This window comes from Streptosporangium sp. G11 (assembly GCF_051192615.1).
Classification (GTDB): Bacteria; Actinomycetota; Actinomycetes; order Streptosporangiales; family Streptosporangiaceae; genus Streptosporangium.
This window is the reverse complement of record NZ_JBPJUQ010000012.1, coordinates 166,359-191,947: the sequence shown is the minus strand read 5'-3', so window position 1 is coordinate 191,947 and position 25,589 is coordinate 166,359. Positions and strand designations below refer to the sequence as shown.

Annotated in this window: 31 protein-coding genes and 1 tRNA gene; 14 read left to right on the top strand and 18 right to left on the bottom strand. The window is 69.7% G+C overall.

The features are described from left to right. Positions 1-635: 635 nt before the first annotated feature. The 12 genes from ACSDR0_RS15330 to ACSDR0_RS15275 all read right to left on the bottom strand — a co-directional run bounded on the left by ACSDR0_RS15330 (position 636) and on the right by ACSDR0_RS15275 (position 7,239). Positions 636-827 carry a hypothetical protein gene (locus ACSDR0_RS15330; protein WP_435289460.1) on the bottom strand — a complete coding sequence of 64 codons (192 nt, stop codon included), beginning with the start codon at positions 825-827 and terminating at the stop codon, positions 636-638. Between the two features lie 35 nt (positions 828-862). Further along, positions 863-1,339 (bottom strand): type II toxin-antitoxin system HicB family antitoxin, encoded by a 477-nt coding sequence (locus ACSDR0_RS15325; protein WP_435289459.1) that lies wholly within the window; start codon positions 1,337-1,339, stop codon positions 863-865. 398 nt (positions 1,340-1,737) lie between these two features. Further along, positions 1,738-1,878 carry a hypothetical protein gene (locus ACSDR0_RS15320; protein WP_435289458.1) on the bottom strand — a complete coding sequence of 47 codons (141 nt, stop codon included), beginning with the start codon at positions 1,876-1,878 and terminating at the stop codon, positions 1,738-1,740. A 383-nt stretch (positions 1,879-2,261) separates the two neighbouring features. Then, entirely contained in the window at positions 2,262-2,444 is a 183-nt protein-coding gene (locus tag ACSDR0_RS15315) for a hypothetical protein (RefSeq protein WP_435289457.1), read from the bottom strand. Next, entirely contained in the window at positions 2,441-3,028 is a 588-nt protein-coding gene (locus ACSDR0_RS15310) for a hypothetical protein (protein ID WP_435289456.1), read from the bottom strand. The genes ACSDR0_RS15315 and ACSDR0_RS15310 overlap by 4 nt, the downstream gene beginning before the upstream one ends. A gap of 59 nt (positions 3,029-3,087) precedes the next feature. Then, positions 3,088-3,639, bottom strand: coding sequence for a hypothetical protein (locus tag ACSDR0_RS15305; protein WP_435289455.1), 552 nt, complete (start codon positions 3,637-3,639; stop codon positions 3,088-3,090). Between the two features lie 259 nt (positions 3,640-3,898). Further along, positions 3,899-4,987 (bottom strand): AAA family ATPase, encoded by a 1,089-nt coding sequence (locus ACSDR0_RS15300; RefSeq protein ID WP_435289454.1) that lies wholly within the window; start codon positions 4,985-4,987, stop codon positions 3,899-3,901. Further along, entirely contained in the window at positions 4,984-5,856 is an 873-nt protein-coding gene (locus ACSDR0_RS15295) for a hypothetical protein (RefSeq protein WP_435289453.1), read from the bottom strand. Before ACSDR0_RS15295 ends, ACSDR0_RS15300 begins: the two co-directional genes overlap by 4 nt. Next, the gene (locus ACSDR0_RS15290; protein ID WP_435289452.1) at positions 5,853-6,218 is read right to left on the bottom strand and encodes a hypothetical protein; all 366 of its coding nucleotides are present in this window, start codon (positions 6,216-6,218) and stop codon (positions 5,853-5,855) included. Before ACSDR0_RS15290 ends, ACSDR0_RS15295 begins: the two co-directional genes overlap by 4 nt. Continuing rightward, on the bottom strand, positions 6,215-6,454 hold the full coding sequence (locus ACSDR0_RS15285) for a hypothetical protein (protein WP_435289451.1): 240 nt from the start codon (positions 6,452-6,454) through the stop codon (positions 6,215-6,217). Before ACSDR0_RS15285 ends, ACSDR0_RS15290 begins: the two co-directional genes overlap by 4 nt. Positions 6,455-6,503: 49 nt before the next feature. Beyond that, positions 6,504-6,767, bottom strand: coding sequence for a hypothetical protein (locus ACSDR0_RS15280; protein WP_435289450.1), 264 nt, complete (start codon positions 6,765-6,767; stop codon positions 6,504-6,506). Positions 6,768-7,014: 247 nt separating this feature from the next. Then, positions 7,015-7,239, bottom strand: a complete 225-nt coding sequence (locus ACSDR0_RS15275) for a hypothetical protein (protein ID WP_435289449.1) — start codon at positions 7,237-7,239, stop codon at positions 7,015-7,017. A gap of 230 nt (positions 7,240-7,469) precedes the next feature. Between ACSDR0_RS15275 and ACSDR0_RS15270 the strand changes: the two genes are divergently transcribed. Both ACSDR0_RS15270 and ACSDR0_RS15265 read left to right on the top strand, forming a co-directional pair. Then, entirely contained in the window at positions 7,470-7,865 is a 396-nt protein-coding gene (locus ACSDR0_RS15270) for a hypothetical protein (protein ID WP_435289448.1), read from the top strand. A 15-nt stretch (positions 7,866-7,880) separates the two neighbouring features. Next, positions 7,881-9,065 carry a tyrosine-type recombinase/integrase gene (locus ACSDR0_RS15265; RefSeq protein WP_435289447.1) on the top strand — a complete coding sequence of 395 codons (1,185 nt, stop codon included), beginning with the start codon at positions 7,881-7,883 and terminating at the stop codon, positions 9,063-9,065. A gap of 91 nt (positions 9,066-9,156) precedes the next feature. On the opposite strand, the gene ACSDR0_RS15260 is transcribed toward ACSDR0_RS15265, so the two are convergent. Beyond that, positions 9,157-9,230 (bottom strand) — tRNA-Pro (locus ACSDR0_RS15260). A gap of 111 nt (positions 9,231-9,341) precedes the next feature. Between ACSDR0_RS15260 and ACSDR0_RS15255 the strand changes: the two genes are divergently transcribed. The 4 genes from ACSDR0_RS15255 to ACSDR0_RS15240 all read left to right on the top strand — a co-directional run bounded on the left by ACSDR0_RS15255 (position 9,342) and on the right by ACSDR0_RS15240 (position 11,718). Further along, positions 9,342-9,803, top strand: a complete 462-nt coding sequence (locus tag ACSDR0_RS15255; RefSeq protein WP_435289446.1) for a hypothetical protein — start codon at positions 9,342-9,344, stop codon at positions 9,801-9,803. Positions 9,804-9,961: 158 nt separating this feature from the next. Then, positions 9,962-10,654, top strand: coding sequence for a hypothetical protein (locus tag ACSDR0_RS15250; protein WP_435289445.1), 693 nt, complete (start codon positions 9,962-9,964; stop codon positions 10,652-10,654). 6 nt (positions 10,655-10,660) lie between these two features. Continuing rightward, positions 10,661-11,518, top strand: coding sequence for a hypothetical protein (locus ACSDR0_RS15245; protein WP_435289444.1), 858 nt, complete (start codon positions 10,661-10,663; stop codon positions 11,516-11,518). 2 nt (positions 11,519-11,520) lie between these two features. Further along, on the top strand, positions 11,521-11,718 hold the full coding sequence (locus tag ACSDR0_RS15240) for a hypothetical protein (RefSeq protein WP_435289443.1): 198 nt from the start codon (positions 11,521-11,523) through the stop codon (positions 11,716-11,718). A 530-nt stretch (positions 11,719-12,248) separates the two neighbouring features. On the opposite strand, the gene ACSDR0_RS15235 is transcribed toward ACSDR0_RS15240, so the two are convergent. Continuing rightward, on the bottom strand, positions 12,249-12,647 hold the full coding sequence (locus ACSDR0_RS15235) for an ATP-binding protein (protein ID WP_435289442.1): 399 nt from the start codon (positions 12,645-12,647) through the stop codon (positions 12,249-12,251). A 176-nt stretch (positions 12,648-12,823) separates the two neighbouring features. Then, positions 12,824-13,600: a SigB/SigF/SigG family RNA polymerase sigma factor gene (locus ACSDR0_RS15230; protein ID WP_435289441.1), complete on the bottom strand. Its 777-nt coding sequence runs from the start codon at positions 13,598-13,600 to the stop codon at positions 12,824-12,826. A 194-nt stretch (positions 13,601-13,794) separates the two neighbouring features. Here ACSDR0_RS15230 and ACSDR0_RS15225 point away from each other — a divergent pair, with 194 nt between their 5' ends. Beyond that, positions 13,795-14,166 carry an STAS domain-containing protein gene (locus ACSDR0_RS15225; protein ID WP_329093567.1) on the top strand — a complete coding sequence of 124 codons (372 nt, stop codon included), beginning with the start codon at positions 13,795-13,797 and terminating at the stop codon, positions 14,164-14,166. A 52-nt stretch (positions 14,167-14,218) separates the two neighbouring features. On the opposite strand, the gene ACSDR0_RS15220 is transcribed toward ACSDR0_RS15225, so the two are convergent. Beyond that, positions 14,219-14,938: an ANTAR domain-containing response regulator gene (locus ACSDR0_RS15220; RefSeq protein ID WP_435289440.1), complete on the bottom strand. Its 720-nt coding sequence runs from the start codon at positions 14,936-14,938 to the stop codon at positions 14,219-14,221. Between the two features lie 125 nt (positions 14,939-15,063). Here ACSDR0_RS15220 and ACSDR0_RS15215 point away from each other — a divergent pair, with 125 nt between their 5' ends. From ACSDR0_RS15215 to ACSDR0_RS15200, 4 genes are all read left to right on the top strand, one after another. After that, positions 15,064-16,923: a SpoIIE family protein phosphatase gene (locus ACSDR0_RS15215; RefSeq protein ID WP_435289439.1), complete on the top strand. Its 1,860-nt coding sequence runs from the start codon at positions 15,064-15,066 to the stop codon at positions 16,921-16,923. Between the two features lie 92 nt (positions 16,924-17,015). Then, entirely contained in the window at positions 17,016-17,276 is a 261-nt protein-coding gene (locus ACSDR0_RS15210) for a hypothetical protein (protein WP_435289438.1), read from the top strand. Further along, on the top strand, positions 17,273-18,226 hold the full coding sequence (locus ACSDR0_RS15205; RefSeq protein ID WP_435289437.1) for an anti-sigma factor RsbA family regulatory protein: 954 nt from the start codon (positions 17,273-17,275) through the stop codon (positions 18,224-18,226). The genes ACSDR0_RS15210 and ACSDR0_RS15205 overlap by 4 nt, the downstream gene beginning before the upstream one ends. A 140-nt stretch (positions 18,227-18,366) precedes the next feature. Then, positions 18,367-19,521, top strand: coding sequence for a glycosyltransferase (locus tag ACSDR0_RS15200; RefSeq protein WP_435289436.1), 1,155 nt, complete (start codon positions 18,367-18,369; stop codon positions 19,519-19,521). 121 nt (positions 19,522-19,642) lie between these two features. On the opposite strand, the gene ACSDR0_RS15195 is transcribed toward ACSDR0_RS15200, so the two are convergent. Then, positions 19,643-20,593: a hypothetical protein gene (locus tag ACSDR0_RS15195; protein ID WP_435289435.1), complete on the bottom strand. Its 951-nt coding sequence runs from the start codon at positions 20,591-20,593 to the stop codon at positions 19,643-19,645. A 110-nt stretch (positions 20,594-20,703) separates the two neighbouring features. Here ACSDR0_RS15195 and ACSDR0_RS15190 point away from each other — a divergent pair, with 110 nt between their 5' ends. After that, a complete protein-coding gene (locus ACSDR0_RS15190) occupies positions 20,704-21,453 on the top strand; it encodes a glycoside hydrolase family 16 protein (protein ID WP_435289434.1) in 750 nt (249 codons plus the stop codon). Between the two features lie 149 nt (positions 21,454-21,602). Here the strand turns inward: ACSDR0_RS15190 and ACSDR0_RS15185 are convergent, their stop codons facing one another. Next, complete coding sequence (locus ACSDR0_RS15185; protein ID WP_435289433.1) at positions 21,603-22,673, bottom strand: PucR family transcriptional regulator; 1,071 nt, start codon at positions 22,671-22,673, stop codon at positions 21,603-21,605. 94 nt (positions 22,674-22,767) lie between these two features. Here ACSDR0_RS15185 and ACSDR0_RS15180 point away from each other — a divergent pair, with 94 nt between their 5' ends. Next, positions 22,768-23,694: a proline dehydrogenase family protein gene (locus tag ACSDR0_RS15180; RefSeq protein ID WP_435289432.1), complete on the top strand. Its 927-nt coding sequence runs from the start codon at positions 22,768-22,770 to the stop codon at positions 23,692-23,694. Beyond that, positions 23,694-25,319: an L-glutamate gamma-semialdehyde dehydrogenase gene (gene pruA / locus ACSDR0_RS15175; protein WP_435289431.1), complete on the top strand. Its 1,626-nt coding sequence runs from the start codon at positions 23,694-23,696 to the stop codon at positions 25,317-25,319. Before ACSDR0_RS15180 ends, pruA begins: the two co-directional genes overlap by 1 nt. Positions 25,320-25,589: the final 270 nt, after the last annotated feature.

Genomic DNA, 25,589 nt, shown 5'->3' with positions numbered 1-25,589 from the left:
CCACGACCGAGGCCGCCTAAGATCAACCCACGGCACCTACCTCGTCGAGCCTTTTACACCGCTCCGAGGACGCGACCGGCCGCACACCTTCAGGTATGGGAGTCACGGCACTCCCGATGGCAGATCGCGATGGTCGCAGTGGCAGAAGTGGTTGAGGGATACGCGCGATTCAGACATCCGGCCGCTGGCTTGGGTGGTGCCGCGCGCGCAGTGATGGGGTGGAGTCAAGCGGGAGATGTGACGTTAGCGCAGGCGCTTCCAGGTCCAGCAGCCCAAATGTCAGCGGCGTGGCTGCCGTTGAGCAGTTGCAACGATAAACGGCTTGCGGCGGCGGCAACCGTGTTGATCGAGGCGGCGCTGGCGTTTCGTGGTGCACGCCGGCAGGAGCGATCCTTGACGAAAGCGATGGATGCGTTCGGGGTGCAGATGCGCCGAGTGTCTGGGATGGGGCGTCGTCGGTGGCTGTTTTGGCGTCGAAAGTGATCGCTTGCCTGAGGGGACTTTGCGACCGTCATCCTGAAGATCGCAACCTCATCGAGGTGAGGGCGACGGACTGTCCCTCTCAAGTCGCGGTGGACAGGCTGTCCACCGCGCCCGTCACCATGACGGGCGCGAACGATCGACGAGGCAGAAGCTCACCGTCGCCCTACGCAGGTTCCGCACGGTGTCCAGCCCGCAGCCTCGGCCTCCGCAGCGCTCGCGAATCGCTGCTCGCCGTGCAGCTGGTAGCCCTGGACTTCGCCGCCGAGGCGGCCGGACTGCAGCGCGGGGCAGTCGTCGGCCGCGTGGTAGCGGTCACCGGCGCCTGTGGTGATGACCTCGCTCATCGGTTGCCAACCTCGCTAGAAGGAACCCTTGCAGCTTAGGCAGTGCCACCGCGGGGGGCGAGCTGGGAGATGCGCTGGTGGGACAGGCTCAGGGCGTTCCCAGCGTCACGGGTGCTCCACCCTCGGCCGGTGAGGAGCTGGGCAGCGCGGGTGACGGTGTCGCGTTCGGCCTGCTCGGCGTCGGCGCGGGCGATGCGGGCCTCCATGACGGCCTGCAGGGCGGCGGCGAGCTCCGGGTCGTCGGGGGTGAGGCGGATGCCGACGGCGTAAGGCTGTTCGACGTCGAGCAGGGTGATGACGGCGGTGTGCGCGTTGCGGTGGGCGTCGGCCCACGTCGCGCCCTGGGCGAGGACGGCGCGGCCTTCCGGGAGGTCGTGGACGGTGACGTTCCATTGCTTGCCAACGCGGGTGGCGGTGGCGTTGTAGCTGGTGAACGTGACGTCAACGAACTCGTCGGGGTTCTCGACGGCCTCGGGCTCGTCATCAAAGATCTTGTCGAAGTGCGTCTGCATACCCGCAAGTCTAATCGGATTAGACGCTGACTGTCTATCATGGTTAGACAGAGAATCGTTCGCACCTCCCGACCTCGCCCTCCTGGCGCGGTGGGTCGCCGTGACCCTCCGCTGGTCCGGCCGCGAGGGACAAGCTGTCCCTCGCCAGCTCAGCGGGGGGTAACGGATCGTTCCCCCTCGGTGACCTGCGAGAACGGGCGCCGGTTTGAGGGTGTCAGCGGTGACACCCTCAAACGCCGTCCGGTTGCGACGGTCAGGGTGACGGTCGCAAACCCGGCCAGCCCGCGGCCAAGAGTGAGGACAGGCTGTGCCCGCCGCCCACCCCTGGGAGCGGCACAACGGCGGCCGCCTCTTCGCGAGGTGGCCGCCGTTCGCGTACCGCTGGCCCTACACCGTCGCTAGACGCGCGGCATCCACGGGAGCCCGCTTACGTTGAGCTCGTACGCGACAGCTACCACGATCACGATCGTGATGACGATCGTCCGCACGTGACGCCCCCACTCGCCAGGGATCTGTACAGACAGCGTGAAGTTGTTCATGGGCGCCTCCTAGGCACGTCGACGAACTACGACCGCCGGACTCAATCTCCTGGAAACGGGAGTGCGCTTCGCTACCCTGAGTTTGCGAGACAACAGGTGCTGAGCGCCGAGTCCATTGGTCCGGTTAGGCATCGAACGCCCGGCTTCTCAGGAAAGAAGCCGGGCGTTTTGCTGCCTGGAAAAAACTGTATTGGCTGATTCTGGAAACTCTGAACGTGAAAGGCGCAGGAGACTGGCAGCCTTATCGGTAGGCACTATCGCTTATCGGCGGATTGTCAACGCCGATTAGGTTGACCGAAACTAGACTCGTACGTCTAGCTGCATGGGCACGCATGGGTGGGCTGTTCGACCCCGTGACCCGGAGGCCAGGCAGCCCGGTCTCATCACGCCGCGGCCGGCGGCCCGTCGCCACGGCGGCCGCGCAGCAGACGCCGCGCCTGCAACTCGGTCACGGTCGGCTCGGACTCCTCGACGTCGCCCGGATCGTCCTCAACGGTGATGCCCAGGAGTTTCGCCGCCTGCCGTTCGGTGGCCGTACGACGGCCCTGCGACCGCTGCCCGGTCACAGGCCACCATCCGTGCCGCCGTCACTCTCAGGAACGCCCTCAGCCGCGGCCGGGAGTTCGCCGCGCAGCCGCGCCTCCTCGGCTGCGCTGCGCCGCTTCGCCTCCGCAATCATCTGCGCCAACTCGATGTCCGCCGGGTCGACCTGGTGGACATGCGCGTCGATCGCCAGCGGGATCGGCGCATCCAACCCGAGCAGCTTGGAGCGCCGCTCGGAGATGCGCAGCAGGGTGCCGACCGCAGCCAGCACCGGCCCGTCATCGCGCAGCGGGTTACCCTCCTCGTCACGGACGATCTTCCCGTGCTGCACCACGACGTGATCCCGCTCCAACACCTCCCACGCCTTCACGGTCAGCCGGTCGAGCCGGTCGAGCTCCACCGTCCGGTACTGGTCGACGAGCGGATCCACCCGCTCCGCCAGGGCGGCGGTGATCCTCAAATGCACCGTGCTGGGCGCGATGCCCAGCCGGGCGCCGATCTCCCGCAGTGTGAGACCGGTGAGCCGCAGCTCGTACGCCGCGGCGGTCTCCTCCGCGGCTTGGGCCGAGTTGCCTCTGGCGTGGGGGGTTGGTCCGCCGTTGCCCATGGGTGCCTCCTTGTTCATGGGTCTACGTCCAGCAGATCGCCAGGGTGGGGGTGTGCTGGTCACTGGATCTGGGTGAGCGCGGTTTCGAGGCCGGTCGGGGAGTTGAGGCCGTCGCCCCAGAACGCGTTGTCGAGGGCGTGGAGGCCGGGGATCTGGTCGGGGCGGGGGGCGAGGTTGCCGGCGGCGGCCTGCCCCATGGCCGCGTGTGCGGCGTAGTCGAGGACGGCTTGGCGGAGTTCGGCGGTGGCGGTGCGGATGCGTCCGGCGGCGTCGCCGCTCTGGGCGGTGTGGTGGTCGCGCAGCCGCTGGGCGTGCTCGGCGATGACCGCGTGAAGGTGGTTCCAGGCGTCCTGGACGGCTTGCTGGGTGTCGGCGACGTCCTGCTCGGCGGCGCTCATCTGGGCGGCGTCGTGGCTTCTGAGCTTGCGGGCTTGCTGGGTGAGCTTGTCGAGGTGGTCGCGGGCTTGCTGGCCGAGTTCGGTGGCGAGGACGAGCTGGTGGTAGGCGTCGCGGAAGAGGGGGTGTGCGTAGGTGTCGATGTCGGGGAGGCGGACGATCATGTGCTGGTTGCGGTACTGGGTGACTTCGAGGGTCTTGGTGAAGCGCTGCACGGTGGGGCTCCTTTGGTGGTGTGGTCAGGTCTGTTGGTGGGGCGCGGATTGAGCGGGTCTTGTGGGTTAGCACGCCCCCCTCTCCCTTTCAGGAGAGAGGGGGTGCGTACCTGCTAAGGCGTGTGTGTGGCGTGCATGGCTGCGTACCTGTGTGACCTGGGATTTTGGTAATCGCGTACCTGCTGTGCCTGGTGCGTACCTGATACGTTCACTGAGGGGTGCGTACCTGGTTTTCGTACCTGCTTCACGGGACGTCGGATCATGGTTTTTCCTCCGCCGTCGTGGTGAGGAAGTAGAGCTTCACCGGGGTTCCGCCGCCGCTGCGGTTGGCCTCCTTGCACACCATGCGTCCGCTGGTGACGTGGCCTTCCAGCTTGCGGCGAGCCTTCTGGATCTCGGCCTTACTGGGCTCTGTCACCTCGAAGAGGGCTTGTGCTGCGGCTTGTGCGGTGATCCCGTGCGGGAAGTTCCGGGTCAGAGACAGCAGGCTCCTGGCCTCGTAGATGGAGCTCAGACCCGCGTCATGGTCGTGGAGCACCTGGAAGGGGCCGACTTCGGTAGCGGGCTGCTTGAGGTGGCGGAAGTCGACGACGGGGTCGCCGGGGTTGCCGTCGAGGAGAATGACGGAACCGGTGCCCGCAGTGATCCAGGTGGAGCCGTAGACGTCGCCGAGTTCGTTAGGCTTGCCGCCGCTGTTGCCCACCTTCTTCTGGTGGTGGAGTTCAAGGACCTCGACGCCGCTGGTGATGGCCTCCTGCCTGGCCCGGTTGTAGGCGGCGCCTACCGCGTCTTCGGATAGGCCGAGGGCAACGTCTTTCAAGGAGTCGATGATCACGGTGTCGGCTTCGGCCTTGATGCACATCTGGGCGAGCAGCTTGGTGTTCTTGGCGAAGTCCGCGGGGGGCGGCCCCTGCCAGACGACGAGGCGCTCGTGGAGGATGTCGCGGTGCGCCTCGGTGAACAGGCGTTGCATGGCGCGGGCGATCTGCCGGGGCCGGTCGCAGGCGAGGTAGAGCACACGGCCGCGCCCAGGAACGATCGGGTAGCCGAGCACGAGCTGGGCGATGCCGAGGCGGCCGGCGACGAGCTGGTGTGCGAGCGTGGTTTTGCCCACGCCGTTGCGCCCGACGACCATGAGTGCTTCACCGGGCGCCCACAGGACGGACGGGGATCGACCCCACAGAGCCGGTACCTCCGCCGGGGTGTCGAGGACGAACGCGGCACCGGAGATGAACAGCTTTGCCTCTGGCGCTGCGTTGGGCTCTGGGTCCTGTGTGTGCCCCACCTGGGCCCCGGCGTCGACCTTTTCGACGTCGGGAACCCACGTAGGTTCGGTCAGGGTGCTCACCCGCCGATCTCCAGGTTGTGCGGCTTGGGGGCCCACACCTCGACAAAGTCGCCGGTGGTTCCGCCTGCGGCGAGGTGGTCGCTGGCGTCCTTTCCGTGTGCGGCCTGGACGACGTAGATGGTGCGGGCGACGGGCGTGAGGTTGTCGACGACGGCCTGGGCGTGGCGGCGGCCGGGCTCGTCGCGGTCGGCGACGATGCAGACGTCGGCGCCATGGAAGTACTGGGCGAACTCGAGGAGCCACTTGCCCGCCCCCATGGGGTTGCAGGTGGCGGTGATGAGCGGCCGGGCCTGGAGCGCTTCGACGTCCTTCTCGCCCTCGCAGATCATCACCACCCGCTCGTCGCGGACGGCGGCGATCACCTCGGGCAGCTGGTAGGGCACCAGTCGCACGGCGATCTCGCCGTCGTCTCCGCGCAGGCTCCACCGGCGCCCGGACTTCTTGGACGGGTCGGGCCGCCATTGGCGGAAACCCTGGCAGCCGTTGCCCTTGAGTGCGCATCGGGCGACGCCGTACAGGACGGTGCCGTGTTCGTCGCGGTACAGGTATTCGGCGACCTTGTCGTGGCTGCAGGGCATCCACCGGTCGTAGCGGTCGCTGTTGCGCTGCCGCCGCTGCTCCTGCATCTCGGCGGGCCACAGGGCGGACATGGGCAGGTCGAGCGCCGCCATGATGTCCTCGGTGGGGCACTTGGCGCCGCCGTGGCAGTTCAGGACCACGACGCCGTCCTGTTTCATGCCGACCTGCAGTGACGGCTGCCGATCGTCGTGAGCAGGACATCGGGCGCTGCGCTCGGTGGCGCTGCCGCGGGGCACATGCCCGGTCACCTCGTAGATCCGCTCGAGGATGTGCGCGTAAGCGGTGCTCATGTGAGCCTCCGGACGATGAGGCCGTGCTGGGCGGCGATGGCGTCGAGCTGGTCGTCGCTGGCCGGGCAGTCGTCGGCGTGGTCGATGGCGACCGTGTTGGGGTTGACGATGCGTCGTTCGGCTCCGCAGTCGCAGCGCCCGTGCAGACTGGCTTGCCGGCGGCGGCTGATGGCGTGCTTCATGGGGGCCGGGTAGTCGTCGAACAAGGTGGGGATCACCATGAGCAGCGGGCCGACTTCCCACACTTCGCTGTCGCCGAGGGCGCCGACGCGGCGCGGGGTGGCGCCTGCGGCTTGGGCGAGTTTGGTCTCGAGGTGCTGGCGCGTCAGGGCGCGGCGGTGGCGGGCCCGCTTGCCGTTCACGACATCACCCCCGTCTGCGGGGCGAGGCGGTAGTGGCCCTGTCGGCATCCCGCGGCGATGACCCCAGCGGGCGCCTCGAGGGTGGAGCCGCAGTGGGCGTGCGCGTGGCCGTAGTGGGGGCAGTCCTGGACGATCGACAGCCACCGAGTGCGGCGACCGGACGGCGCGAACACCAAGGCGGTGACACCGATGCCACGGGGGCTTACGATCGAGGTGGTGATGGTGCTGATGGGCACTGATCTTGTGGGCCGGTCCTCGTTGGCGCGGGGGCCGGTTTCTTTCTTGTCAGGCGGCATCTGCTTCCCTCGCCTTCTTCCGGCCGGAGGCGATGCGCCGGAAGTAGGCGGTCTTCTCCTCTTGGGCGCGGCGGGTGCGTTCGGTTTCGTCGAGGACCTGGTTGGGGTCGACGCGTTTCGCCCAGTACTGCAAGGAGCCGGGGCCTTGAGCGCGGGCGGCAGCGGTGCGCTGGGCTCGCCCTTCGGGGGTGAGGTCCGCCAAGCTGGCGGCGACGAGCTGCTGTGCGGCCAGCTTCAGGGGTGTTTCGGGCATGGCGAAGAAACTCCAGGAGTAGGAGGTGTCGAGTCGACGGCCGTCCGGCCAGTCGTGTGAGCCATCCGGCCCGGCTACCGGGGTTCCGTCCAGAACCCTTACGACCTGTAGATCGACGCGTTGAACGTTCCGCGTTCAGTGGCGTCGGAGAGTGCCTATCGGGTAAGCCGTTTCTTGATAGTCGATCAAGTGCGGGGGGACTGCATACCCTCTGAGCTGGTCTGATGTCTGGCCGTATCACGCCTTCTCACGCGGCGGACTCGCCTTCGAGGAGGGCGAGAATCGAGCTTGTGACGACCTTGGTGCGATTCCCGACGCGGATCGACCGGGCCGGGAACGTCCCGGTGCGGATGCACTCATAGGCGTGTCCTCGGCTAACGCCGACGGCAAGCGCGGCGAGCTCGACGTTCACTGTGGCGGGCCATTCGCGGATCTCGTTCAGGGTGGGAGGCGCGGGCGCTTTCTTCGACATGTCGACTCCACGAAGTTGGTGAGAGCGTTCTGCAAACCTCTCTCTCTGGACACCAAGTGATAGCACGGACTGAGTGAGGCTTGCAAGCATGGCTCATACACGGAACCATGGGGCCCGTGTCGGAATCAGAAAGCCCTGAGAGCCGTCGCAGCACTCACCGGATCGGGCCAGGTCTGTACGTCTTGGTGCCTATCCGGTGGGAGGGCGAGATTGGGAGCTACAAGGTGCACATGGTGGTTGACGTCGTTGATGATCGCCTTGGCTGCACGGAGATCACGTTGTCGAGTCAAGGTGAGCCGATCACTGGGACAACGATGCGGGCACTCCCGCTCGGTGCGGTTGTGCGAAACATGGTTCGCCCGTTGGTCTTCGAGGGATCCGAGGGGAAGGGGGCGGTCACGATCGAGGGACCGCCTGAACCTGTCGATGTCACTCAAGGGCCAACCGATCAAGCGTTGAAGGCAGTCGCCATGGCCTACTCGATCGCATTCGCTCTCGGCGACCCGCCGGCCAAGGCTGTCGAGCGCGACCTGAATTTGGCGACATCTACAGCAGGCCGCTGGATCAAGCTGGCTCGCGATCGAGGGTTTCTGGAAATTCCGGCTGATCGTGGACGACGAGCGTAGGCGAGGAGGAGATAGATGGCGGATCCGATCAAGAAGATTGAGCTGAAGGACGGGAGCACCCGCTACCGGTTCGTGATCGACATCGGGCGTGACCCGGAGACCGGGAAGCGCAAGCAGTCCACCCACACCTTCAACACGAAGCGCGAGGCCAAGGCCGAGCACGCGCGCATCAAGCACGAGACCGACCGCGGTATGTACGTCCGGCCGAGCAAGGTCACGATGGACGCCTTCCTCGACCAGTGGCTGGCATCAGCCACCCGCGACGTCGAGAAGGCCACGGCCGCGAACTACCGGGACGCGCTACTCCCGGTGCGCGAGCGCCTCGGCGGCCGGCCGCTCCAGGGCGTCGCCGAGGCCGACATCGAGGCCCTGGTCGACTGGATGCTGACCAGCGGACGCAAGCGCGGCGGGAAGGTCGGCACCGGCCTGTCGGTGCGCGCGGTCCGGCTCACCCTCGGCCGGCTGCGCACCGCGCTCAACGTGGCGGTGCGTCAACAGCTGGTGGTGCGCAACGTCGCGCTGTTCGTCACGATCCCCCGGGCCGCCACGAAGGCCGAGGCCGAGGCGAAGGCCGAGCGCACGCCGTGGACGGCCGACGAGGTGAGAACGTTCCTCGCCGGGATCCGGGATGAGCGGCTGCACGCCGTGATGCTGCTGTCCCTCATGGGGTTGCGCCCGGCCGAGGTGTGCGGGCTGCGCTGGGATGACGTCGACTTCGAGGCTGCCACGATCGCCGCAGGGAAGAACACCCGAACCCTGGCCGACGGCAAGATCGAGGAGAAGGGGGCGAAGAGCGCGGCGGGCGACCGGGGCCTGCCCGCTCCCCCGGTCGCGCTCGCTGCCCTGAAAGCGTTCAAGAAGACGCAGACCGCCGAGCGCCTGGCGGCCGGGGACGCGTACGCGGCGAGCGGCTACGTCCTGGTCGACGAGCTCGGCGCGCCGCAGCGCACCGACTGGCTACGGCGCCGGGCCTACGAGCTCATGGCGAAGGTCGGGGTTCGCGGGAAGGGCGAGGTGCGGCTGTACGACTGCCGCCACTCCTGCCTGACCTTCCTGGCCGGCACCGGGGTGCCAGACGTGATCCTCGCGGCCTGGGCCGGACACGCGGACGGCGGCACGCTGGCCAAGCGGGTCTACATCCACCCGGACATGAGTCACCTGCAGACGGCCACGAAGCAGCTCGACGAGCTGTTCGGGTGATCGAAAAGCAAATGTGAGAAAATGTGAGACGGACAGCAGAAAGGCCCCGTCTCACCGAAGTGATACGAGGCCCTGGCCTGCTCTTACACCGTCGGGACGACAGGATTTGAACCTGCGACCCCTTGACCCCCAGTCAAGTGCGCTACCAAGCTGCGCTACGTCCCGGTTGTTCGTCGCCCTCGCGGGCTGAACGGTCTTAACCTTAGCGCAGATCGAGGGGGCTTCGCACACGGCGACGCCCGCGAGGGCAGGCTGATCTGTGAAGGGCGAGGGCACGTGGGGCGCAAGGCGTTGATCGACCAGGAGGAGCTGCGGCGACTGGCCGGGCGGGGGTTGTCGAACGCGGAGCTGGCCGCGCGGTTCGGGGTGAGCGAGTCCGGGATCTTGCAGGCGAAGCGGGCCGCCGGGCTCTCGAAGCCGATGCTCGATCATTCACGGGCCATCCCGTGGAAACTGGACCGCGCGCACAGCCAGTCCGGACCCGCGACGAACCTGCGGAATCTGTCGTCCGTGGCGCAGGGGCGGGTGATCCCCGCCGAGAAGCTGAACACGGCGCTGCGCTGGGCCGGGCGGCTGGTCGCCTCCGGGATGGACATCTCCTACGAGCCGGGCCGGGGGTTCCTGGAGGTTCCCGCCTCTCCCGGGGACTGGCTGGCGGAAAGGGTGCTGAACGAGGCCAGAAAGGCCGTTGGCGCCACCGAGGTCTCCGAAGTCGTCGAGGATCACGCGGAGGAATGAGCGCGGGAGCCGTAAAGGAATATCCAATACCCGAAAAATCTCGGTAAAACATTAAATCCAGACCGAGTAGTGGCATGCCACAGATGTCGGCAGCCGGTTTCGAGCCTTGACCCCAGGGCAGCGCACGGGTACAAGCGCCTACACAACCGGAGGCAGACATGTCCACCGTGATCTGGGTGGCCGTCGTCGTGGTCGCGGTGGCGGCGATCGTCGCAGTCGGCTATCTCGTGGTGCAACAACAGCGCCGACACAGACTTCGCGACCGCTTCGGCCCCGAATACGAACGTACCGTGCGGGAGCGGGAGAACAGGCGCGACGCGGAGCAGGAACTCCGGGCCCGCGAGCAGCGCTTCAGCTCCCTTGACATCCGCGCCCTGGACGCCGGGACGCGCGAGATCTACACCAAGAAGTGGATGGAGGTCCAGGAGCGTTTCGTGGACGCTCCCGGCTTCGCGGTGACCGAGGCCGACCATCTGGTCACCTCCGTGATGGCGGAGCGGGGTTACCCGACCGAGGACTTCGAGCAGCGGCTCTCCGACCTGTCGGTCGCGCACGGCCGCACTCTCGACCACTATCGGCAGGCTCACGAGATCAGCACCAGGGCCGCCCACAAGGAGGCCTCCACCGAGGAACTCCGGCAGGCCATGGTTCACTACCGCGCCCTGTTCGAGGAGTTGCTCGCGGCTCCCGGCAGCCCGGCCAACGGCGACCGGAGCTCCCGGCGCGACGAGACCGCCGACCGGGACCCCGCGGTTCCCGCCGATCGGGATGTCCGGCAGACGGATTCCACCGAGCCGGAGACCACCGACGACGCCGAGCGAGCCTCCCGACGTGACACCCAAGGACGGTGACCCGACATGAACGACCGACTCACCCCGGACAACGACCGGCTGGTCCACAAGGCGGACGATGACGACGACCGGACGGTCCGCAAGTTCGACGAGGACGACCTGAACGCGCCGCGGCACGGTCAGGACGTGACCCCCGAATTCCAGGAGCCGCGCCACGGTGACGCCGGCCGTACGGACACCTCGTCCCTCGACCCGGACGCCGGGACGCGCGACCCTCTGACCGGTGACCGCCACGACGTCCCCGGCGACGTGCCGGGCGACGACGACCGGCGCACCACCACGGCCGTCGGCTCGGACGCCCCGCTCGACGACGACCGGCGTGGCGTGCCGGATGATCTCGACGACGGCAAGAACGACGGCAGGAACGACAGCCCGTTCGCCCACGCCCAGACCCCCACCGCGACCCCGGGTACGCCGGTGGCCGGCACCGGCGCGCACGCCCCCGTGCCCGGCGCGGGCTCCCCGATGACTCCCGGGTTCCCCGAGAGCACCGCGGACCGGCCGGACGACGTGCTCGACGAGGGCACGGGCTTCACCGACGCCGAACGGGCCGACCAGGCGCCCACCAGCGGGCCCGATACGGCCGGAACCCTGTTCGACCAGGACTCCGACGACGTGCGGCGGCGCTGGCAGGAGGTCCAGGCCAGTTTCGTGGACGACCCGCGTGACGCGGTGGAACGGGCCGACTCCCTGCTCGACGAGGTCACGAGCTCCTTCAGGAACGCGCTGGAGGCCCGGGTCACCGAGCTTCAGGTGCGCTGGAAGGACACCGAGAAGAACGACACCGAAGATCTCCGGACCGCCCTGCGTGACTACCGGGCGACTCTGGAGCAGCTCCTGAACATCTCCGCTGGGACGAGGTAACCATGCTTGCAATCGCCGCCGCCGTCGTATTCGGCCTCGGATTCCTGCTCGATCTGATCAACACCAGGCTCGGCCCGCTCACCGGGACCGGCTTCCTGCTTCTGGGACTCCTGCTCCTCGCGCTGCACCAGACCGGAATCGGCTCGGCCGGCCCGCGGACCACCACCGGGGGCGGAGGCGGCTGGCGCCGCAGGCGCTAGACCTCATCGGGGGTACGGGTCGTAAAACGGGAAGGGCCCCGTCCACACGGACGGGGCCCTTCCCGTTCGTCCGCTCCCGCGGGCATCCGCCCATCCGGAGACATCCACACACCCGAAGCGCCCGTTCCTCGCAGCCCCCATCCCGCGGCGTCCGAAGGCACCTCCGAAGCCCTCCCCCGCGGACACACCGCGGCCGCCCCGCTTCCACGGCTCAGGTGACGCCCTGGAGGCCGGGACCGCACCGAGCCGGGAAGGGCGTGGCGGAACGGGACAGGACGGGCACATGCGCGAAGCCCCGACGGTGCCGTCCGGCGTTTCCGGCGGGAATGACGGCGGGGATGCCTCGGGAATGGCCTCGGGGCATGAGAAAACCGGCGTCGATGGCGGTGGTACACGCCTCGCGCCGGCGAAGGTGAGAGTGAAGGTGTGAAGCGTGACCGGGGTCAGGGTCGGGGGGCGGCGTACGTGATCACGTAGCGCCGCCCACGATCCCTGCACGGATCCTCCGGGCGTATCCCGGAAAGGCGGGTTCAGACCTTGAACGACATGGTGATGAACGTGCCCGAGGCCCCGGTCTCGAACTTGATGTCGGAGCTGACCATCCGGGCCACCCACAGGCCCATACCGCTGGTCGCGTGCGGCCCGGGAGGCGTCTCCCCCGGAGCGGGTCCCGGGTCCCACCGGCCCTCGTCGTGGATCTCCACGACGAGGGTCCGGCCGACCGTCCACATCCGCAGCACGGCCTTGGCGGTGGTGTGACCGTGGGTGACCGCGTTGGTGGCCACCTCGTTCAGCGCCACCAGGAAGTCGGCGAGGCTCTCCTGGGACATACCGCTCCGCACGGCCTGGGTGGCGGCGAAGTCGCGTACGTCGGGGAGGTCGGGAAGGCAGAAGGCGAGTTCGGCGACAGCGGCTCCGGCTGGGATCATCCGGGAACGGCCGCCACTCGCCGTGAAGCGAGCGGGACGAACACCGTCCTCGTTCACCCGAGATCCGCCTCCCCTGTCCCAGTCCGCCGTTGTCCTCAGCATCCGGGATCCATTCAAACGCACCTTACGCCACGTCCGTTGTCGCCGACTGGGGTGCCCTGTAACGGGCGGTGTATTCAGCATTCGGCGACAAGTTCCTCGCGGAGCTGGTCAAGCACCTTCCGCAGGATACGGGAGACGTGCATCTGGGAGATCCCGAATTCCGCTGCTATCTCGGCCTGGGTCATGTTGCCGAAGAAACGCAGCAGGAGGATGTTCTTCTCACGCTCCGGCAGCTTGTCGATCAACGGCTTGACCGCCTCGCGGTCCACGAGCGTGCCCAGCGCGTCGTCCTCGTCGGGGATGACGTCGCCCAGCGCGGCGGCGTCGTCGTCGGCGCCCATGGGGGCGTCCAGCGAGAGCGCGCTGTAGGCGGCGGAGGCGTCAAGGGTGAGCAGAACGTCCTCTTCGGAGATGTGCATCTTCACGGCCAGCTCGGCGACCGTGGGGGCGCGGCCGAAGTCCTGGCTGAGGTCGGCGACCAGGCGGTTCAGCTCGGCCCTGCGCTCCTGGTAGACGCGGGGGACGCGGATGGCCCAGGTGCGGTCGCGGAAGTGGCGCTTGACCTCACCGGTCATGGTGACCACGGCGTAGCCGCGGAAGGGGTGCCCGAGCGTCGGGTCGAAGCCGTTGATGGCCTTCATGAGCCCCACGTACGCGGCCTGCAGGAGGTCCTCCAGCGGCTCGCCGCGGTAGCGGTAGCGACGGGCGATCTCCATGGCGAGGTGGCGGTGCATCTCGACGATGCGCTCACGCAGACGCTCGGCGCGGTAATCGGAGATCTCAGGCAGGGACATCTCGGCGAGAAGTTCCTCGGCGGTCATGTCGGTGATTGCGAGTGCCTGAACAGACATTGCTGCTCCCTGGTATTACTGTCGGGCGAGCCGACTCCGGAAGCAACATCCGGGCAGACGGCATCGCCTCGACCAATTTTCGAGGCGAGGCCCTCTGCTGGACCTCTGGTTACAGTATTCCCCCGAATCCTGGAGTATTACTCGCCCCCAGGTAACAGTAAGGTTGCTAATCGAATGGCACGAGGAGGCCCTGAGTGACGGTGTCGGAGAACGGCGAGAGATCGGCAGCCCTGACTCTCACGTCGGCGCTCGTCAGTGGGATCAACGTGATCCGGGTGACGGGTCTGCTGGACGCGACGACGAGAGACCAGTTCGCCGACTATCTGGCGGCGGAGACGGGTGAGCACGGTCTCGACATGGCGTTGGACCTGAGTGGGGTGACCTTCATGGACTCGCGCGCGCTGGGGCTCATCGTCCACCACTGGCAGGTCAGCACCACCGCGGGTGCCAAGTTCGCCCTCATCGGAGTGGAGTACGCCAAGACCAAGGTGATGTGGATCACCGGTCTGGCCCAGCGGCTGCCCCTGTACGACACGATCGACGACGCGATCGCCGCCTTCGGATAGCGGCCGATCCCCCGGCCGAGGGGCGGGGGCCTCAGCCCGGGGGGCGGGGGCCTCAGCCCTCTTTCTTCGCCTCGCGGTTGCGCTGGTGCTCCTCGACCAGCAGCTTGGCCAGGTCCGCGACCTTCACCTGGTGGTGCTGCGAGATGCGGCGCAGCTCGTCGAAGGCGGCCTCGGCCGAGCAGCCGCTGGACTTCATGATGATGCCCTTGGCCTGGTCGATGATCGCCCGGCCCGCGAGGGCCTCCTGCATCTGGGCCGCGTCGGTGCGGACCTCGTCGTAGTCCCACATGTTGGCGAGGGCCACGCCCACCTGCTCGGCAAGCATGTCGGCCAGCGGCGGGACGTTCCTGGCGGCGAAGACGCCGGGGCGCACCCCGTACATGCCGAGGACCAGGACGGCGTGCTCGATGACGATGGGCATCGCCAGGACCGAGCGGACGCCGCAGCGGACGGCCATGCCGGTGTACGCCGGCCAGCGGGACTCGCGCAGGACGTCCTGGACGATCACGTGGCGCCCGGTGGCGCGGGCCTCCGTCGAGGGGCCCTCGCCGAGTTCCTCCTCGCTGTCGAGAAGAACGATGAGCTCGCTGTGGGAGGCTGAGACGACCATCCGTTCCTGCCGCCAGAGCTCGGCGGAGCCGCCCGCGCAACCGGGCACGCCGCCTGCGAGAGTGGCTGTGAGGCCGCGCAGCACGCTCTCGCTGGAAGTCTCCTCGCTGACTCTGCCGAGGGCCGCGAGGTCCCGGGCGAGCACGGGGGTGACCATGTCCATCTCGCGACTCCTCTTCCCTGTGTCGCTAACTTAACCACTATCCGACCGCGCATCGATTCGGCCTACCGGGTGGCGTACCGTCTACGACGGGACCAGCCCACCACGGCCCCTGACGAGGACGAGCATTGACCGACGCCATTGGCCTTCAGACCCTGGAGCAGGCGCTGAACGCGCTGACCACCAGGGTCTCCTCCCTGCGCGAGGCGAAGTCCGCCTACCCCGCCGACCCCCGGTCCACACTTGACGCGGCGCTCGCGGAGCTCGACACCGCCCGCGAGCTGCTGGACGCCTCGGTGCGCGAGCTGCGCAAGGCGCCCAAGCGGTCGGGCGAGCGGGAGAGCGGGTCGCAGCGGGAGCTCAAGCTGCTGCGGCAGGTGTTCCGCACCTTCCCCATCCCTGTGGTGGTGCTGGACGCCTCGGGAGTGGTGCGGCGGATCAGCGCCGAGACCTCCCGGATGCTCGGCAGCCCCGCCGGATACCTGATCGGCCGCTCGTTCCCGCTGTTCGTCGACGTCTCCCGGCGGGCGGCGTTCCGCTCGCACCTGACGGCGGTCCAGCAGGGCGGTCAGACCGCGACCCTCCAGACGCGGCTGGCCCACCAGGGCCGCGCGCACACGGTGCAGCTGGCCGTCACGCGGCTGACGATGCCGGGAGAGCCGCAGGAGATGGTCGCGGTCATGATCCTGCCGCTGGAGGCGCAGGTGGCGGGGCCGCCGCACGGCCCGGCCGATCGCTCGGACGCCACCCTGGTCATGGCCGCGGCGCGTCGGCAGGAGCTGCTGTCCAGGATGACCCGCCTGCTGCTCGACGAGGAGAGCCTGCGCCAGCCGGTGACCGTCACCAGGGCGGCCCGGCTGCTGGCCGCCGAGTGGGCCGACTGGGTGATCGCCGACGTGGTCCGCGACGGCATGCCCAGACGGGCCTGCGTGCTCGGCCCGAGTGACAAGCCGGTGACCCAGCTGATCCGCCTCGCCGAGGGGATGAACCCGCTGACCGCACCGGCCGTCGCGCATGTGCTGACCGGCGGCTCGGGCGTGGTGCACGAGATGCTGGAGGACGACGGGCTGCTCGGCGACGCCCCCGGTGGCCCGCCGCTGCTGCGGGTGATGGGCGCCGCCTCGCTGCTGATCGTGCCGATCGGCGGCGAGGACGGCGTGCTGGGCTCCCTGACGCTGGTGCGGCTGCGCGACCGCGAACCGTTCTCGCTGGCCGACCTGGGACTGATGGAGGAGATCGGCGTCCATCTGGGGCTCGCGCTGCGCGCGCGGCGCAGCTTCCAGACCCGCTCGCGGGCGGCCGACGCGCTGCGTACCAGCGTGGTGCCCCGGAGCCTGCCGGACATCCCAGGCTTCGAGGCCGCGGCCATCTACAACGCGGGTTCCAGCCCGGTCGGCGCCGAGTTCTACGACGTCTTCCGCGCCGGCGAGGGGTGGGGTTTCGCCCTCGGGGGTGCGGCGGGCAAGGGCGAGGAGGCCGCGTCGGTCAGCGCCATGGTCCGCAACGGCCTGCGCGTGCTCAGCGTCTGGGAGACCGATCCCGGCGAGGTGATGCGCAAGCTGAACCAGGCCCTGACCGCCCAGCACAACGGCATGTTCGTGATGGCGGTGACCGGGTTCATCAAGGCCCGCAAGATCAGGCTGGCCAGCGCGGGGCACCACCCCGCCGCGCTGCTGCGGCCCGACGGCGGGGTGCGGTTCACCGCGGGGGGCGGCGTTCCGCTGGGCATCGCCCCCGAGGCGGAGATGTTCACCGAGGAGCTCACGCTGACCGCGGGCCAGACCCTGGTCTTCTACTCCGACGGTTTGGTGGCCTCGCAGAACGAGCTGGGCGAGTCCTACGGCGAGACCAGGCTGGCGGACGTGCTGGCACGCTGCGTGGCGCAGTCTCCCGCCGAGATCGTCAAGACCGTGGAGGAGGACCGGCACACGTTCTCCGGCGGGAGAGTTTGGGATGAGATCGTGATTCTCGCCCTCCGTGTCGTATAACTTGGCTAACTCGGTGTGACTCACCGGTGCCACCGAGCGATGACGAGGGGCCGCGCCCGGCGGCTCCCGTGTCCGACGGAGTGGGGCGGAGAATGAGATCGCTTCGGGCTCGGCCCCTTTCAGACCGGATCGAGCCGGGTGAGCGTCCCCGTCCCGCCTTCATCGCCTTCATCGCCTTCATCGCCTTCATCGCCTTCATCGCCTTCATCGGCCCGGCCGGGCCCGGGGTGATCGCGGAGGTGGCCGGCGGGGCGGAGGCGCCGAGGTTCCCGGGGCCGCGGCCTGCCGCCTCGCACGTCCACGACCCGATCGAGGCGATCGGGTCGCGCCTGAGCGGGGACGACCTCGGATGACCTCCATCCACCAGGCCGCGGTGTACGGCTCAGACGGGTGTTTCCTGGCGATGGCGCTGCCGTTCGTCCGGGACGGGCTGGCCAAGGGCGATCCGGTGATGGTCGCGACCACCTCGGCCAACCTGGAGCTTCTCGGGGCCGCCCTGGAAAGGCAGGGCCGCCTGGTCGACTACGCGGAGACCGCCTTCCTGGGCCGCCGGACGGTGGAACGTGCCACGGCCTTCCACCGCTACTGGCAGCGGCGCGGACCCGAGGCCCCGCGCGGCGGGCACGTGCGGATCCTCGCCGAGCCGGTGTGGGCCGGACGCGCGCCCGCCGACGTGCGGGCCTGGCAGCGCATGGAGTCGGGCCTGAACCTGCTGCTGCGCGGTACGAACGTGTGGATGATCTGCCCGTACGACGAGAGGACGGCGGATCCGGGCGTGGTGGCCACCGCGCGGCGCACCCACCCCACCCTCTCCGAGGACGGCGTCTCGATGACGTCCTGCCCCGAGTACGCCGATCCCGCGGACTTCATCGGCGAGTGCGACTCCTTCCCGCCTCTCGAACCGCCGGGCGACTCGGCCTTCGCGCACGTGGAGACACTCCAGGCCCTGCGGGTGTTCGTCACCGGCCACGCGTCCTTCATGGGGCTGAGCCACGACCGCGCGAGCCTGCTCTCGGTCGCCGCCTACGAGGTGGCCGCCCTGCTGGAGCCGCCCGTGACGGTACGGCTGTGGGAGCGGCTGGGCGCGATCACCTGTCACGTCGACCGCCGGGGCGGTTGGGTCGCCGACCCGGTCGCCGGATTCCTCCCGCCGGGTTCCGTGGCCGGTCCCGGCGACGGGCTGTGGATCGCCCGGCAGCTGTGCGACCGCCTCGACATCCACAACGACCAGGGCGGATGCGTGATCCAGCTGCACGTCCCGAGCGCCAGGGCGGAGGAGTCGCGGCAGAGCAGGAAGTATTAGAAGGTTTGGCTTCGCCTTAAGGGTTTGGCTTCGGCCGAGATCGGGGTATGGTTATGGCCATACAGACGTGTGCCTAAGACGCAGGCACCCCTGAAGGAATCACAGGCTTTTTATGCCTAATCTCCTCCCAGAGGTGTGCCGTGAACATTGCATTCGTTTCCTCCGAGGCTCTCTCCTCCACCCAGGACGAGTCCGACCTCGCCGCTCAGCGCGCCCACCTGATGGCAGTCGCCCGTGAGCTCGGCCGCGAGCACAAGGTCACGATCTACACCCGGAGAAACTCCGACTCGGAGAAGGCCAAGGTCCGCGTGTCGCAGGGCGTCACGGTGGAGAACCTGACCGCCGGGCCCGCGCAGGACCTTCCCGAGGACGGCGTCCTGCCCTTCCTGTCCGACCTCGGCGACCAGCTGATGCACCGCTGGGGCCAGGAGCGCCCGGACGTCATCCACGCCCACTCCTGGACCGGCGGGCTGGCCGCGATCGCCGGAGCGGACGGTCTCAACGTGCCGTTCACCCAGACGTTCAGCAGCGAGAACCCCCGCGACGCCAAGAAGGTCCGGCTGCAGCGGGCCATCGGGCGCAGGGCGAGTGCGGTGATCGCCGGGTGCGGCGACGAGGAGAGCTCGCTGATCCGGCTGGGCGTGCCCCGCCGCAACATCTCGGTCATCCCGTGCGGCGTCGACGTCGAGCGGTTCCGCCGCCAGGGTCCGGCCGCCGCCCGCGGCACCCGGCCCCGCCTGCTGCACGTGGGCCCGCTCACGGCCGACAAGGGCGTGCACACCGCGATCCGCGCGCTGGAGGGCATTCCCGAGGCCGAGCTGATCATCGCCGGTGGCCCCGCGTCCGTGGACCTGGAGCACGACGCCGACGCGCACCGCATGATGCTGCTGGCCAAGGAGATCGGCGTCGACGACCGGATCACCGTTCTCGGGCACATCCCGCACTCCTCGGTCGCCAAGCTGATGCGCAGCGCCGACGTGGTCGTCTCGCTGCCCAGGGAGGCCCCGGCAGGCGTCGTGGCGCTGGAGGCCATGGCCTGCGGCGTTCCCGTCATCGCCTCTGCGGTGGGAGCCCACCTCGACTCCGTGGTGGACGGGGTGACCGGCCTGCTGGTGCCCGCCGACCGCCCGGCGCAGACCTCCCGCCTGACCCGCGAGCTGCTCGCCGACCCGACCCGCCGCACCGCGCTCGGCTTCGCCGGCGCCGACCGCGCCCGGTCCCGCTACTCGTGGGAGCGGATCAGCCAGGAGCTCGTCCACGTCTACGAGGCCGCACTGTCCGGCTCCGCCCGCTGACCGCGCTCGCCGCGCCGGCCCGTCCCGGGCCGCGCGGAACGCACTCCGAGACCGGGGTCCCCGAGGGGGACCCCGGTCTTCTCGCGTACGGGGCCCGCGTCGCGAGCGGGTGAGGCCGGGCCTACGGCCGGGCCGCGCGGCGGTGCAGGACGACGCCGAGACCGCTGGCGGCCAGCAGGACGACCCCGGCCAGGACCAGGATCACCGCACCGCCCACGGCCCCGTCCGTCCAGTCCCAGACGGCCTCGGGGACGGCGAGCGTCAGCCCGGCCACACCACTGACGATCAGCACCCAGGTGCGCCGGCGCCCGTACAGCGCCAGGCAGGCCAGCGCGATCATCGCGGTCAGCCAGTATCCCCAGGCGTTTCCGTTCCACAGGATGGGCCACTGGCCGCCGAAGAGCGCGATGGCGGCGCCCATGCCCAGCCCCAGGTCGCGCGGGACGATCAGCCCGGCCAGGGCGGCCACCAGGATGAGCAGGCCCAGCGCGATGTAGGCCAGGCCCCAGCCGGGCCCCTCCTCGGCTGAGGCGTCCATCAGGCCGGTCACCGTGAGCAGGGCGAAGCCGCCGCAGGCCAGCAGGCCGATCGCGGTGGGCAGCAGCGCGTAGGCCGCCACCGCGACCACCAGCCCGGCCACGCCGCCGACGAGCACCTCGTGGCGGTCGACCGCCACCCCGGCGCACAGGGCCGCCGTGCCCGAGCCCAGCGCGGCGAGCGTGGCGGCGACCCTGCCCTGCACGGCGGCCGTCCTGCCGGTCGCCGACCGCGCCGCCCTGCCGAGCCCCGCGGCCACCGCCAGCAGGAGGAGCGTGACCACGGCGAGGATCGCGATCCTCGCCGACTGGGTCATCCGGTCCCAGCCCAGGCCGACGAAGGCCGCGGCACCGGCCAGGACGAGCCCCCCGCCGACGTACGCGAGGATCTCGCTCCACCTGACCCGGTCTCCCGCTCCCGGCTCGCGCAGTGCCTCGCCGACGGCGAGGGCGACCGGCTCCACCTGCTCGGCGCGGAGCTCACCGGACTCCACCAGCTTGGCCAGCGCCCGCCGTACGGCGTCAACGTCGTTCATGTGCGGATCGTGACACAGTCGGGCCGCTGCGGCATACCCCGCACCGGTGGGACGTATGCGAAAGCGGGATATCCCTGTTACTGGAGTGCGATCGTTGCTTTGATGTCCCCATGTCGATTCGTGGCACGTTCCTGGGTGTCCTGGCCGCCTCCCTCGCGTTCTCCTCGCTGACCGCGCCGGGCGCGTCCGCGGAGACGGACCCGTCCGCCGGGCGCGGGTGGGGCGCCCCGGTCCTGGTGGAGAACTTCAACGGCACCCGCGTCGACGGCCGCAAGTGGGTCGTCTACCACTCCCCCGGCGCCGAGACCAACCCGCGCACCGGGCGGGCCACGAGCGTGGGCGGCGGCGTCCTGCGGCTCAAGGGTGGCTTCTACGGCGGCAGTGACCTGTCGGGGGGCATCGCGACCCGAAGCGCGCAGCGGTACGGGCGCTGGGAGGTGCGGCTGCGGGCCGAGCGCGGCGCGGGCTACACCCCCGTGGCGCTGCTCTGGCCGTCCGACCAGGGCGGCGGGGAGTACGCGGAGGTCGACTTCGCCGAGATCATCGACCCGAGCCGCAGGTCGGGCGGGATCTTCGTGCACCGCGGCGACAGGCCCCAGGCCCAGCGGCAGATGAGGGCCGACTTCACCCGGTGGCACACGGTCGCGGTCGACTGGCTGCCCGGACGGCTGACGTTCTGGCTCGACGGCAGGAAGGTGTGGGACTACCGGGGGCCGAACGTGCCGAGGAGCCGTTCCATGCACCTGACGCTCCAGAACGACGTGACGTGCAACGAGTGGTCGCCGTGCCGCAACCGCTCCACTCCCCCGACGGTCAGCATGTACGTCGACTGGGTGAAGGTCTACCGGGCCGCCGTCTGACGGAGGCCCGGGTTCAGAACAGGCGGGGGCCAGGGCTCAGAGCAGGCGGAGGCCGGGACTCAGAGCAGAAGGGGCCGAGGTTCAGAGCAAGCAAGAGCCGGGACTCAGAACAGCGAGAGCCGAGGTTCAGAGCGGGCGGGGGCCAGGGTTCAGAGCAGGTGGGCCGCTTTGAGGGCGAGGTGGACCAGCAGGCGGTCCTCGCCGTCGGCGAGGTTTCTGCCGGTGAGCCGCTCCGCCTTGGCCAGCCGGTAGTAGAGCGTCTGGCGGTGCACGCCGAGGGCCGCGGCGGTCTCCTGGACGTGACCGGCGCGGTCGAGGTAGCTCTCCACGGTCCTGGCCAGCTCCGGGTCCTCGGACAGCCCGGCGACCTCCTCCGCCAGCTCCCGCAGCCCCGCCGGGGACATGCGGGTGAGCAGCCGGTAGACGCCCAGCCCCGGCCAGGTGGCGACGGGGGCCAGCCCAGGCACCCGGCCGGCGACGCCGAGCGCGTGCACGGCCTCCCGCCAGCTCCGCCAGGCCTGCGCGGGCTCGTCCCTGGGGGCGCCGACGCCCACCACCGTCCCGTACATTCCCCGGATCCGGTCGGCCAGCTCCCCCGCCTGGCCCGCGGGGACCAGGAGGGCGACCAGCGGCTCGCCCCGCACGGGGAACGCGGGATCGGCGAGCACCGCGCGCGGGAGCGTCCAGAGGGCGGCGACCCGGTCCGGCGCGTTGCGGGCGGCGATCGCCGTCACCGGGCCGCGCACCTCGTCCAGCCGTGACAGTGCCCGGGAGCGTTCCTCGGCGTCGGCGGAGAACAGCTCCCGAAGGTTCGCGCCCAGGTCCTGGCGACTGCGCGCCTCCTGGGCGAGGGCGGTGGCGGCCCGGGAGACCAGGTCGCCGACCGAGGCGAGGGCGTCGTCGCCGAGCGTGCCGTCGTCGAGGAGCCACAGGTAGCCGTAGGTCACCTCGTGGTGCCGCAGCGGCACGCACACCCGCGCGAGCACGCCCAGGTCGGCGTCCGCGGGGATGCGCACCGGCCCGCGGGCCCCGGCGATGCCGTACCCCTCGAAGTAGGCTCGCACCTGGTCCGTCGCGCGGCGCCGCAGGATGGACTCCTGGCGCACCACGTCGATGTCGCCGCTCTGCGCGGCGTAGGCCAGGAGCTGGAAGACCCGGTCCTCCAGGGTGGCCGAGGCGCCGAGCCTGGCGGCGATCTCGTCTACCGTCTCCTGCAACACCTTCCCATTGTCATACATGTGTATGAAAGCCCCGCCCGTTGATCGTGGCAGATGCACATGACAGCCGGTCGAGCGGAGGTTTTAGGCTGGAAACATGCTCGGTTCCCTCCTTCTCGGCGCATCCCGGTTGCCGCTCGTGCGCGGCGCGGTCTCCGGCGTGCCGCTGACACGCAAGGTCGTCGATCGCTTCGTCGCGGGCGAGACACCCGGGGAGGCGGTCGAGGCGATCCGCGGGCTCGCCGCCACCGGTCTGGCCGTCACCGTCGACCACCTGGGCGAGGAGACGAGAGACTCCGCCGCCGCCGCCCAGACGGCCGGGGCGTACGTCACGCTGCTCGGCGCCCTGAGCGGGCTGGGGCTCGGCGACCGGGCCGAGGTGTCGGTGAAGCTCTCCGCGGTCGGCCAGGCGCTCGGCGCCGACGGCGACAAGATCGCCCTGGAGAACGCGCGGCAGATCTGCGAGGCGGCCGTCGCCTCCGGGGCGAACGTGACCCTCGACATGGAGGACCACACCACGGTCGACTCCACGCTGGAGACCCTGCGGGCCCTGCGCGAGGACTTCCCCGCCACCGGCGTCGCCGTGCAGTCCTACCTCTTCCGCAGCGTGGCCGACTGCCGCGACCTGGCGTACGAGGGGTCGCGGGTCCGCCTGGTCAAGGGCGCCTACGCCGAGCCCGCCTCGGTGGCGCACCAGCACAAGAACGAGGTCGACAAGGCCTACGTGCGCTGCCTGCGGATTCTCATGTCGGGTGCGGGCTATCCGATGGTGGCGACGCACGACGACCGGCTGATCGCGATCACCGAGACGCTCGCCGACCGGTTCGCCAGGTCCCGGGGCGACTACGAGTACCAGATGCTCTACGGGATCAGGGCCGACAAGCAGCAGGCCCTGGCCGGAGCGGGCCACACCGTGCGCGTCTACGTCCCGTACGGAGACGACTGGTACGGCTACTTCATGCGCCGGCTGGCCGAGCGCCCGGCGAACATCGCCTTCTTTCTTCGTGCCCTTGGAGGCAAGTGATGGATGCCATCTCCACCGTTCCCGCCCCGTTCAACGAGCCGGCGCTCGGCTACGCGCCCGGCAGCGCCGAGCGTACGGCGCTCGAGAACCGCGTCAAGGAACTGGCCGGGGCCCAGCTGGACCTGACAATGACGATCGGCGGCGAGCAGCGGATGGGCGGCGGCGCCCCGATCGAGGTGGTCCAGCCGCACAACCACGCCTCCGTGCTGGGCCGCATGGCCGACGCGAACGCCGACGACGTGCGCTCGGCGATCGACGCCGCGCTGGCGGCGGCGCCCGCGTGGCGCGCCCTGCCGTTCGACGAGCGGGCCGCGATCTTCCTGCGGGCCGCCGACCTGCTGGCCGGCCCCTACCGGCAGACGCTGAACGGCGCGACGATCCTGGGCCAGTCCAAGTCCGCGCAGCAGGCGGAGATCGACGCCGCCTGCGAGCTGATCGACTTCCTGCGCTTCAACGTGGACTTCGCGCGCCGGCTCCTCAGCGACCAGCCGGTCTCCTCGCCCGGCGTGTGGAACCGGATGGAGTACCGGCCGCTGGAGGGCTTCGTCCTGGCGATCACGCCGTTCAACTTCACCGCCATCGCCGCGAACCTGCCATCGGCCCCGGCCCTGATGGGCAACGTCGTCGTCTGGAAGCCCTCCCCCACCCAGCAGTTCTCCGCGCACTTCACCATGCGCCTCCTCGAGGAGGCGGGGCTCCCGCCGGGCGTCATCAACATGGTGACCGGCAACGGCGCGGCCGTCTCCGAGGTCGCGACGACCCACCCGGAGCTGGCGGCCATCCACTTCACCGGCTCCACGCCCACCTTCCAGCACCTGTGGTCCACGGTCGGCGCCAACATCGCCTCGTACCGCTCCTACCCGCGCCTGGTCGGCGAGACCGGCGGCAAGGACTTCGTGCTGGCCCACCCCTCGGCCGACCCCGCCGCGCTCACCACCGCGCTGATCCGCGGCGCGTTCGAGTACCAGGGGCAGAAGTGCTCGGCCGCCTCCCGCGCGTACGTGCCGCGCTCGGTCTGGTCGGTGATCCGCGACGAGCTCGTGGGCACCGCCGAATCGCTGACCATCGGGGACGTGGCCGCGGACCTGTCGACCTTCATGGGCGCGGTCATCGACGACCGGGCGTTCGCCAAGAACAGGGCCGCGATCGACCGGGCCCGCTCGCTCGACTCGATCAACGTGCTGACCGGCTCGTACGACGACTCGACCGGCTATTTCGTGAGGCCGACCATCTTGGAGTCGTCCGACCCCACCGACGAGATCTTCGTCAAGGAGTACTTCGGGCCGATCCTCGGCGTGCACGTCTACGACGACGCGGACTTCGACACGGTCCTGGACCAGATGGAGAGCGTCTCCCCGTACGCGCTGACCGGCTCGATCATCGCCCAGGACCGCTACGCGATCACCTCGGCGTCGGAGCGGCTGCGCTTCGCGGCGGGCAACTTCTACATCAACGACAAGCCGACCGGCGCGGTCGTCGGCCAGCAGCCCTTCGGCGGGGGCCGCTCGTCGGGGACCAACGACAAGGCCGGGTCGATCCTCAACCTGACCCGCTGGGTCAGCGCCAGGACCATCAAGGAGACCTTCGTGCCTCCGGTCGACCACCGCTACCCGCACATGGGCTGACGCCCGGCGGCGGCCCGGCCTCACGTCGCCGGGCTTCCCCAAGTGACCGCCTCACGGCGAAGCGATGCCCGGGTCTCGAATCGGAGGCCCGGGCATCGGTCTTGTCGGCCACGGCGCCGCTCATCCACGATCTGTCCTCGGCGCATCGTCGTCCCCAGATCATTGACGACGCGCAGACGGCCCCCAGCGGCACCCGGCGACCGTCCACCACTACAACGGCACCTCCTGTCGCGAGGTGATGGACGAAAAAGCAGAAGAATCCGCCTCCCC

Bases quoted from the DNA above. Each gene is read 5' to 3' on its own strand.
- ACSDR0_RS15330 (WP_435289460.1), bottom strand. From the start codon at position 827: ATGAGCGAGGTCATCACCACAGGCGCCGGTGACCGCTACCACGCGGCC.
- ACSDR0_RS15325 (WP_435289459.1), bottom strand. From the start codon at position 1,339: ATGCAGACGCACTTCGACAAGATCTTTGATGACGAGCCCGAGGCCGTC.
- ACSDR0_RS15320 (WP_435289458.1), bottom strand. From the start codon at position 1,878: ATGAACAACTTCACGCTGTCTGTACAGATCCCTGGCGAGTGGGGGCGT.
- ACSDR0_RS15310 (WP_435289456.1), bottom strand. From the start codon at position 3,028: ATGGGCAACGGCGGACCAACCCCCCACGCCAGAGGCAACTCGGCCCAA.
- ACSDR0_RS15295 (WP_435289453.1), bottom strand. From the start codon at position 5,856: ATGAGCACCGCTTACGCGCACATCCTCGAGCGGATCTACGAGGTGACC.
- ACSDR0_RS15280 (WP_435289450.1), bottom strand. From the start codon at position 6,767: ATGCCCGAAACACCCCTGAAGCTGGCCGCACAGCAGCTCGTCGCCGCC.
- ACSDR0_RS15275 (WP_435289449.1), bottom strand. From the start codon at position 7,239: ATGTCGAAGAAAGCGCCCGCGCCTCCCACCCTGAACGAGATCCGCGAA.
- ACSDR0_RS15270 (WP_435289448.1), top strand. From the start codon at position 7,470: ATGGTGGTTGACGTCGTTGATGATCGCCTTGGCTGCACGGAGATCACG.
- ACSDR0_RS15265 (WP_435289447.1), top strand. From the start codon at position 7,881: ATGGCGGATCCGATCAAGAAGATTGAGCTGAAGGACGGGAGCACCCGC.
- ACSDR0_RS15250 (WP_435289445.1), top strand. From the start codon at position 9,962: ATGTCCACCGTGATCTGGGTGGCCGTCGTCGTGGTCGCGGTGGCGGCG.
- ACSDR0_RS15245 (WP_435289444.1), top strand. From the start codon at position 10,661: ATGAACGACCGACTCACCCCGGACAACGACCGGCTGGTCCACAAGGCG.
- ACSDR0_RS15240 (WP_435289443.1), top strand. From the start codon at position 11,521: ATGCTTGCAATCGCCGCCGCCGTCGTATTCGGCCTCGGATTCCTGCTC.
- ACSDR0_RS15235 (WP_435289442.1), bottom strand. From the start codon at position 12,647: ATGATCCCAGCCGGAGCCGCTGTCGCCGAACTCGCCTTCTGCCTTCCC.
- ACSDR0_RS15230 (WP_435289441.1), bottom strand. From the start codon at position 13,600: ATGTCTGTTCAGGCACTCGCAATCACCGACATGACCGCCGAGGAACTT.
- ACSDR0_RS15220 (WP_435289440.1), bottom strand. From the start codon at position 14,938: ATGGACATGGTCACCCCCGTGCTCGCCCGGGACCTCGCGGCCCTCGGC.
- ACSDR0_RS15210 (WP_435289438.1), top strand. From the start codon at position 17,016: ATGAGATCGCTTCGGGCTCGGCCCCTTTCAGACCGGATCGAGCCGGGT.
- ACSDR0_RS15205 (WP_435289437.1), top strand. From the start codon at position 17,273: ATGACCTCCATCCACCAGGCCGCGGTGTACGGCTCAGACGGGTGTTTC.
- ACSDR0_RS15195 (WP_435289435.1), bottom strand. From the start codon at position 20,593: ATGAACGACGTTGACGCCGTACGGCGGGCGCTGGCCAAGCTGGTGGAG.
- ACSDR0_RS15190 (WP_435289434.1), top strand. From the start codon at position 20,704: ATGTCGATTCGTGGCACGTTCCTGGGTGTCCTGGCCGCCTCCCTCGCG.
- ACSDR0_RS15180 (WP_435289432.1), top strand. From the start codon at position 22,768: ATGCTCGGTTCCCTCCTTCTCGGCGCATCCCGGTTGCCGCTCGTGCGC.
- pruA (WP_435289431.1), top strand. From the start codon at position 23,694: ATGGATGCCATCTCCACCGTTCCCGCCCCGTTCAACGAGCCGGCGCTC.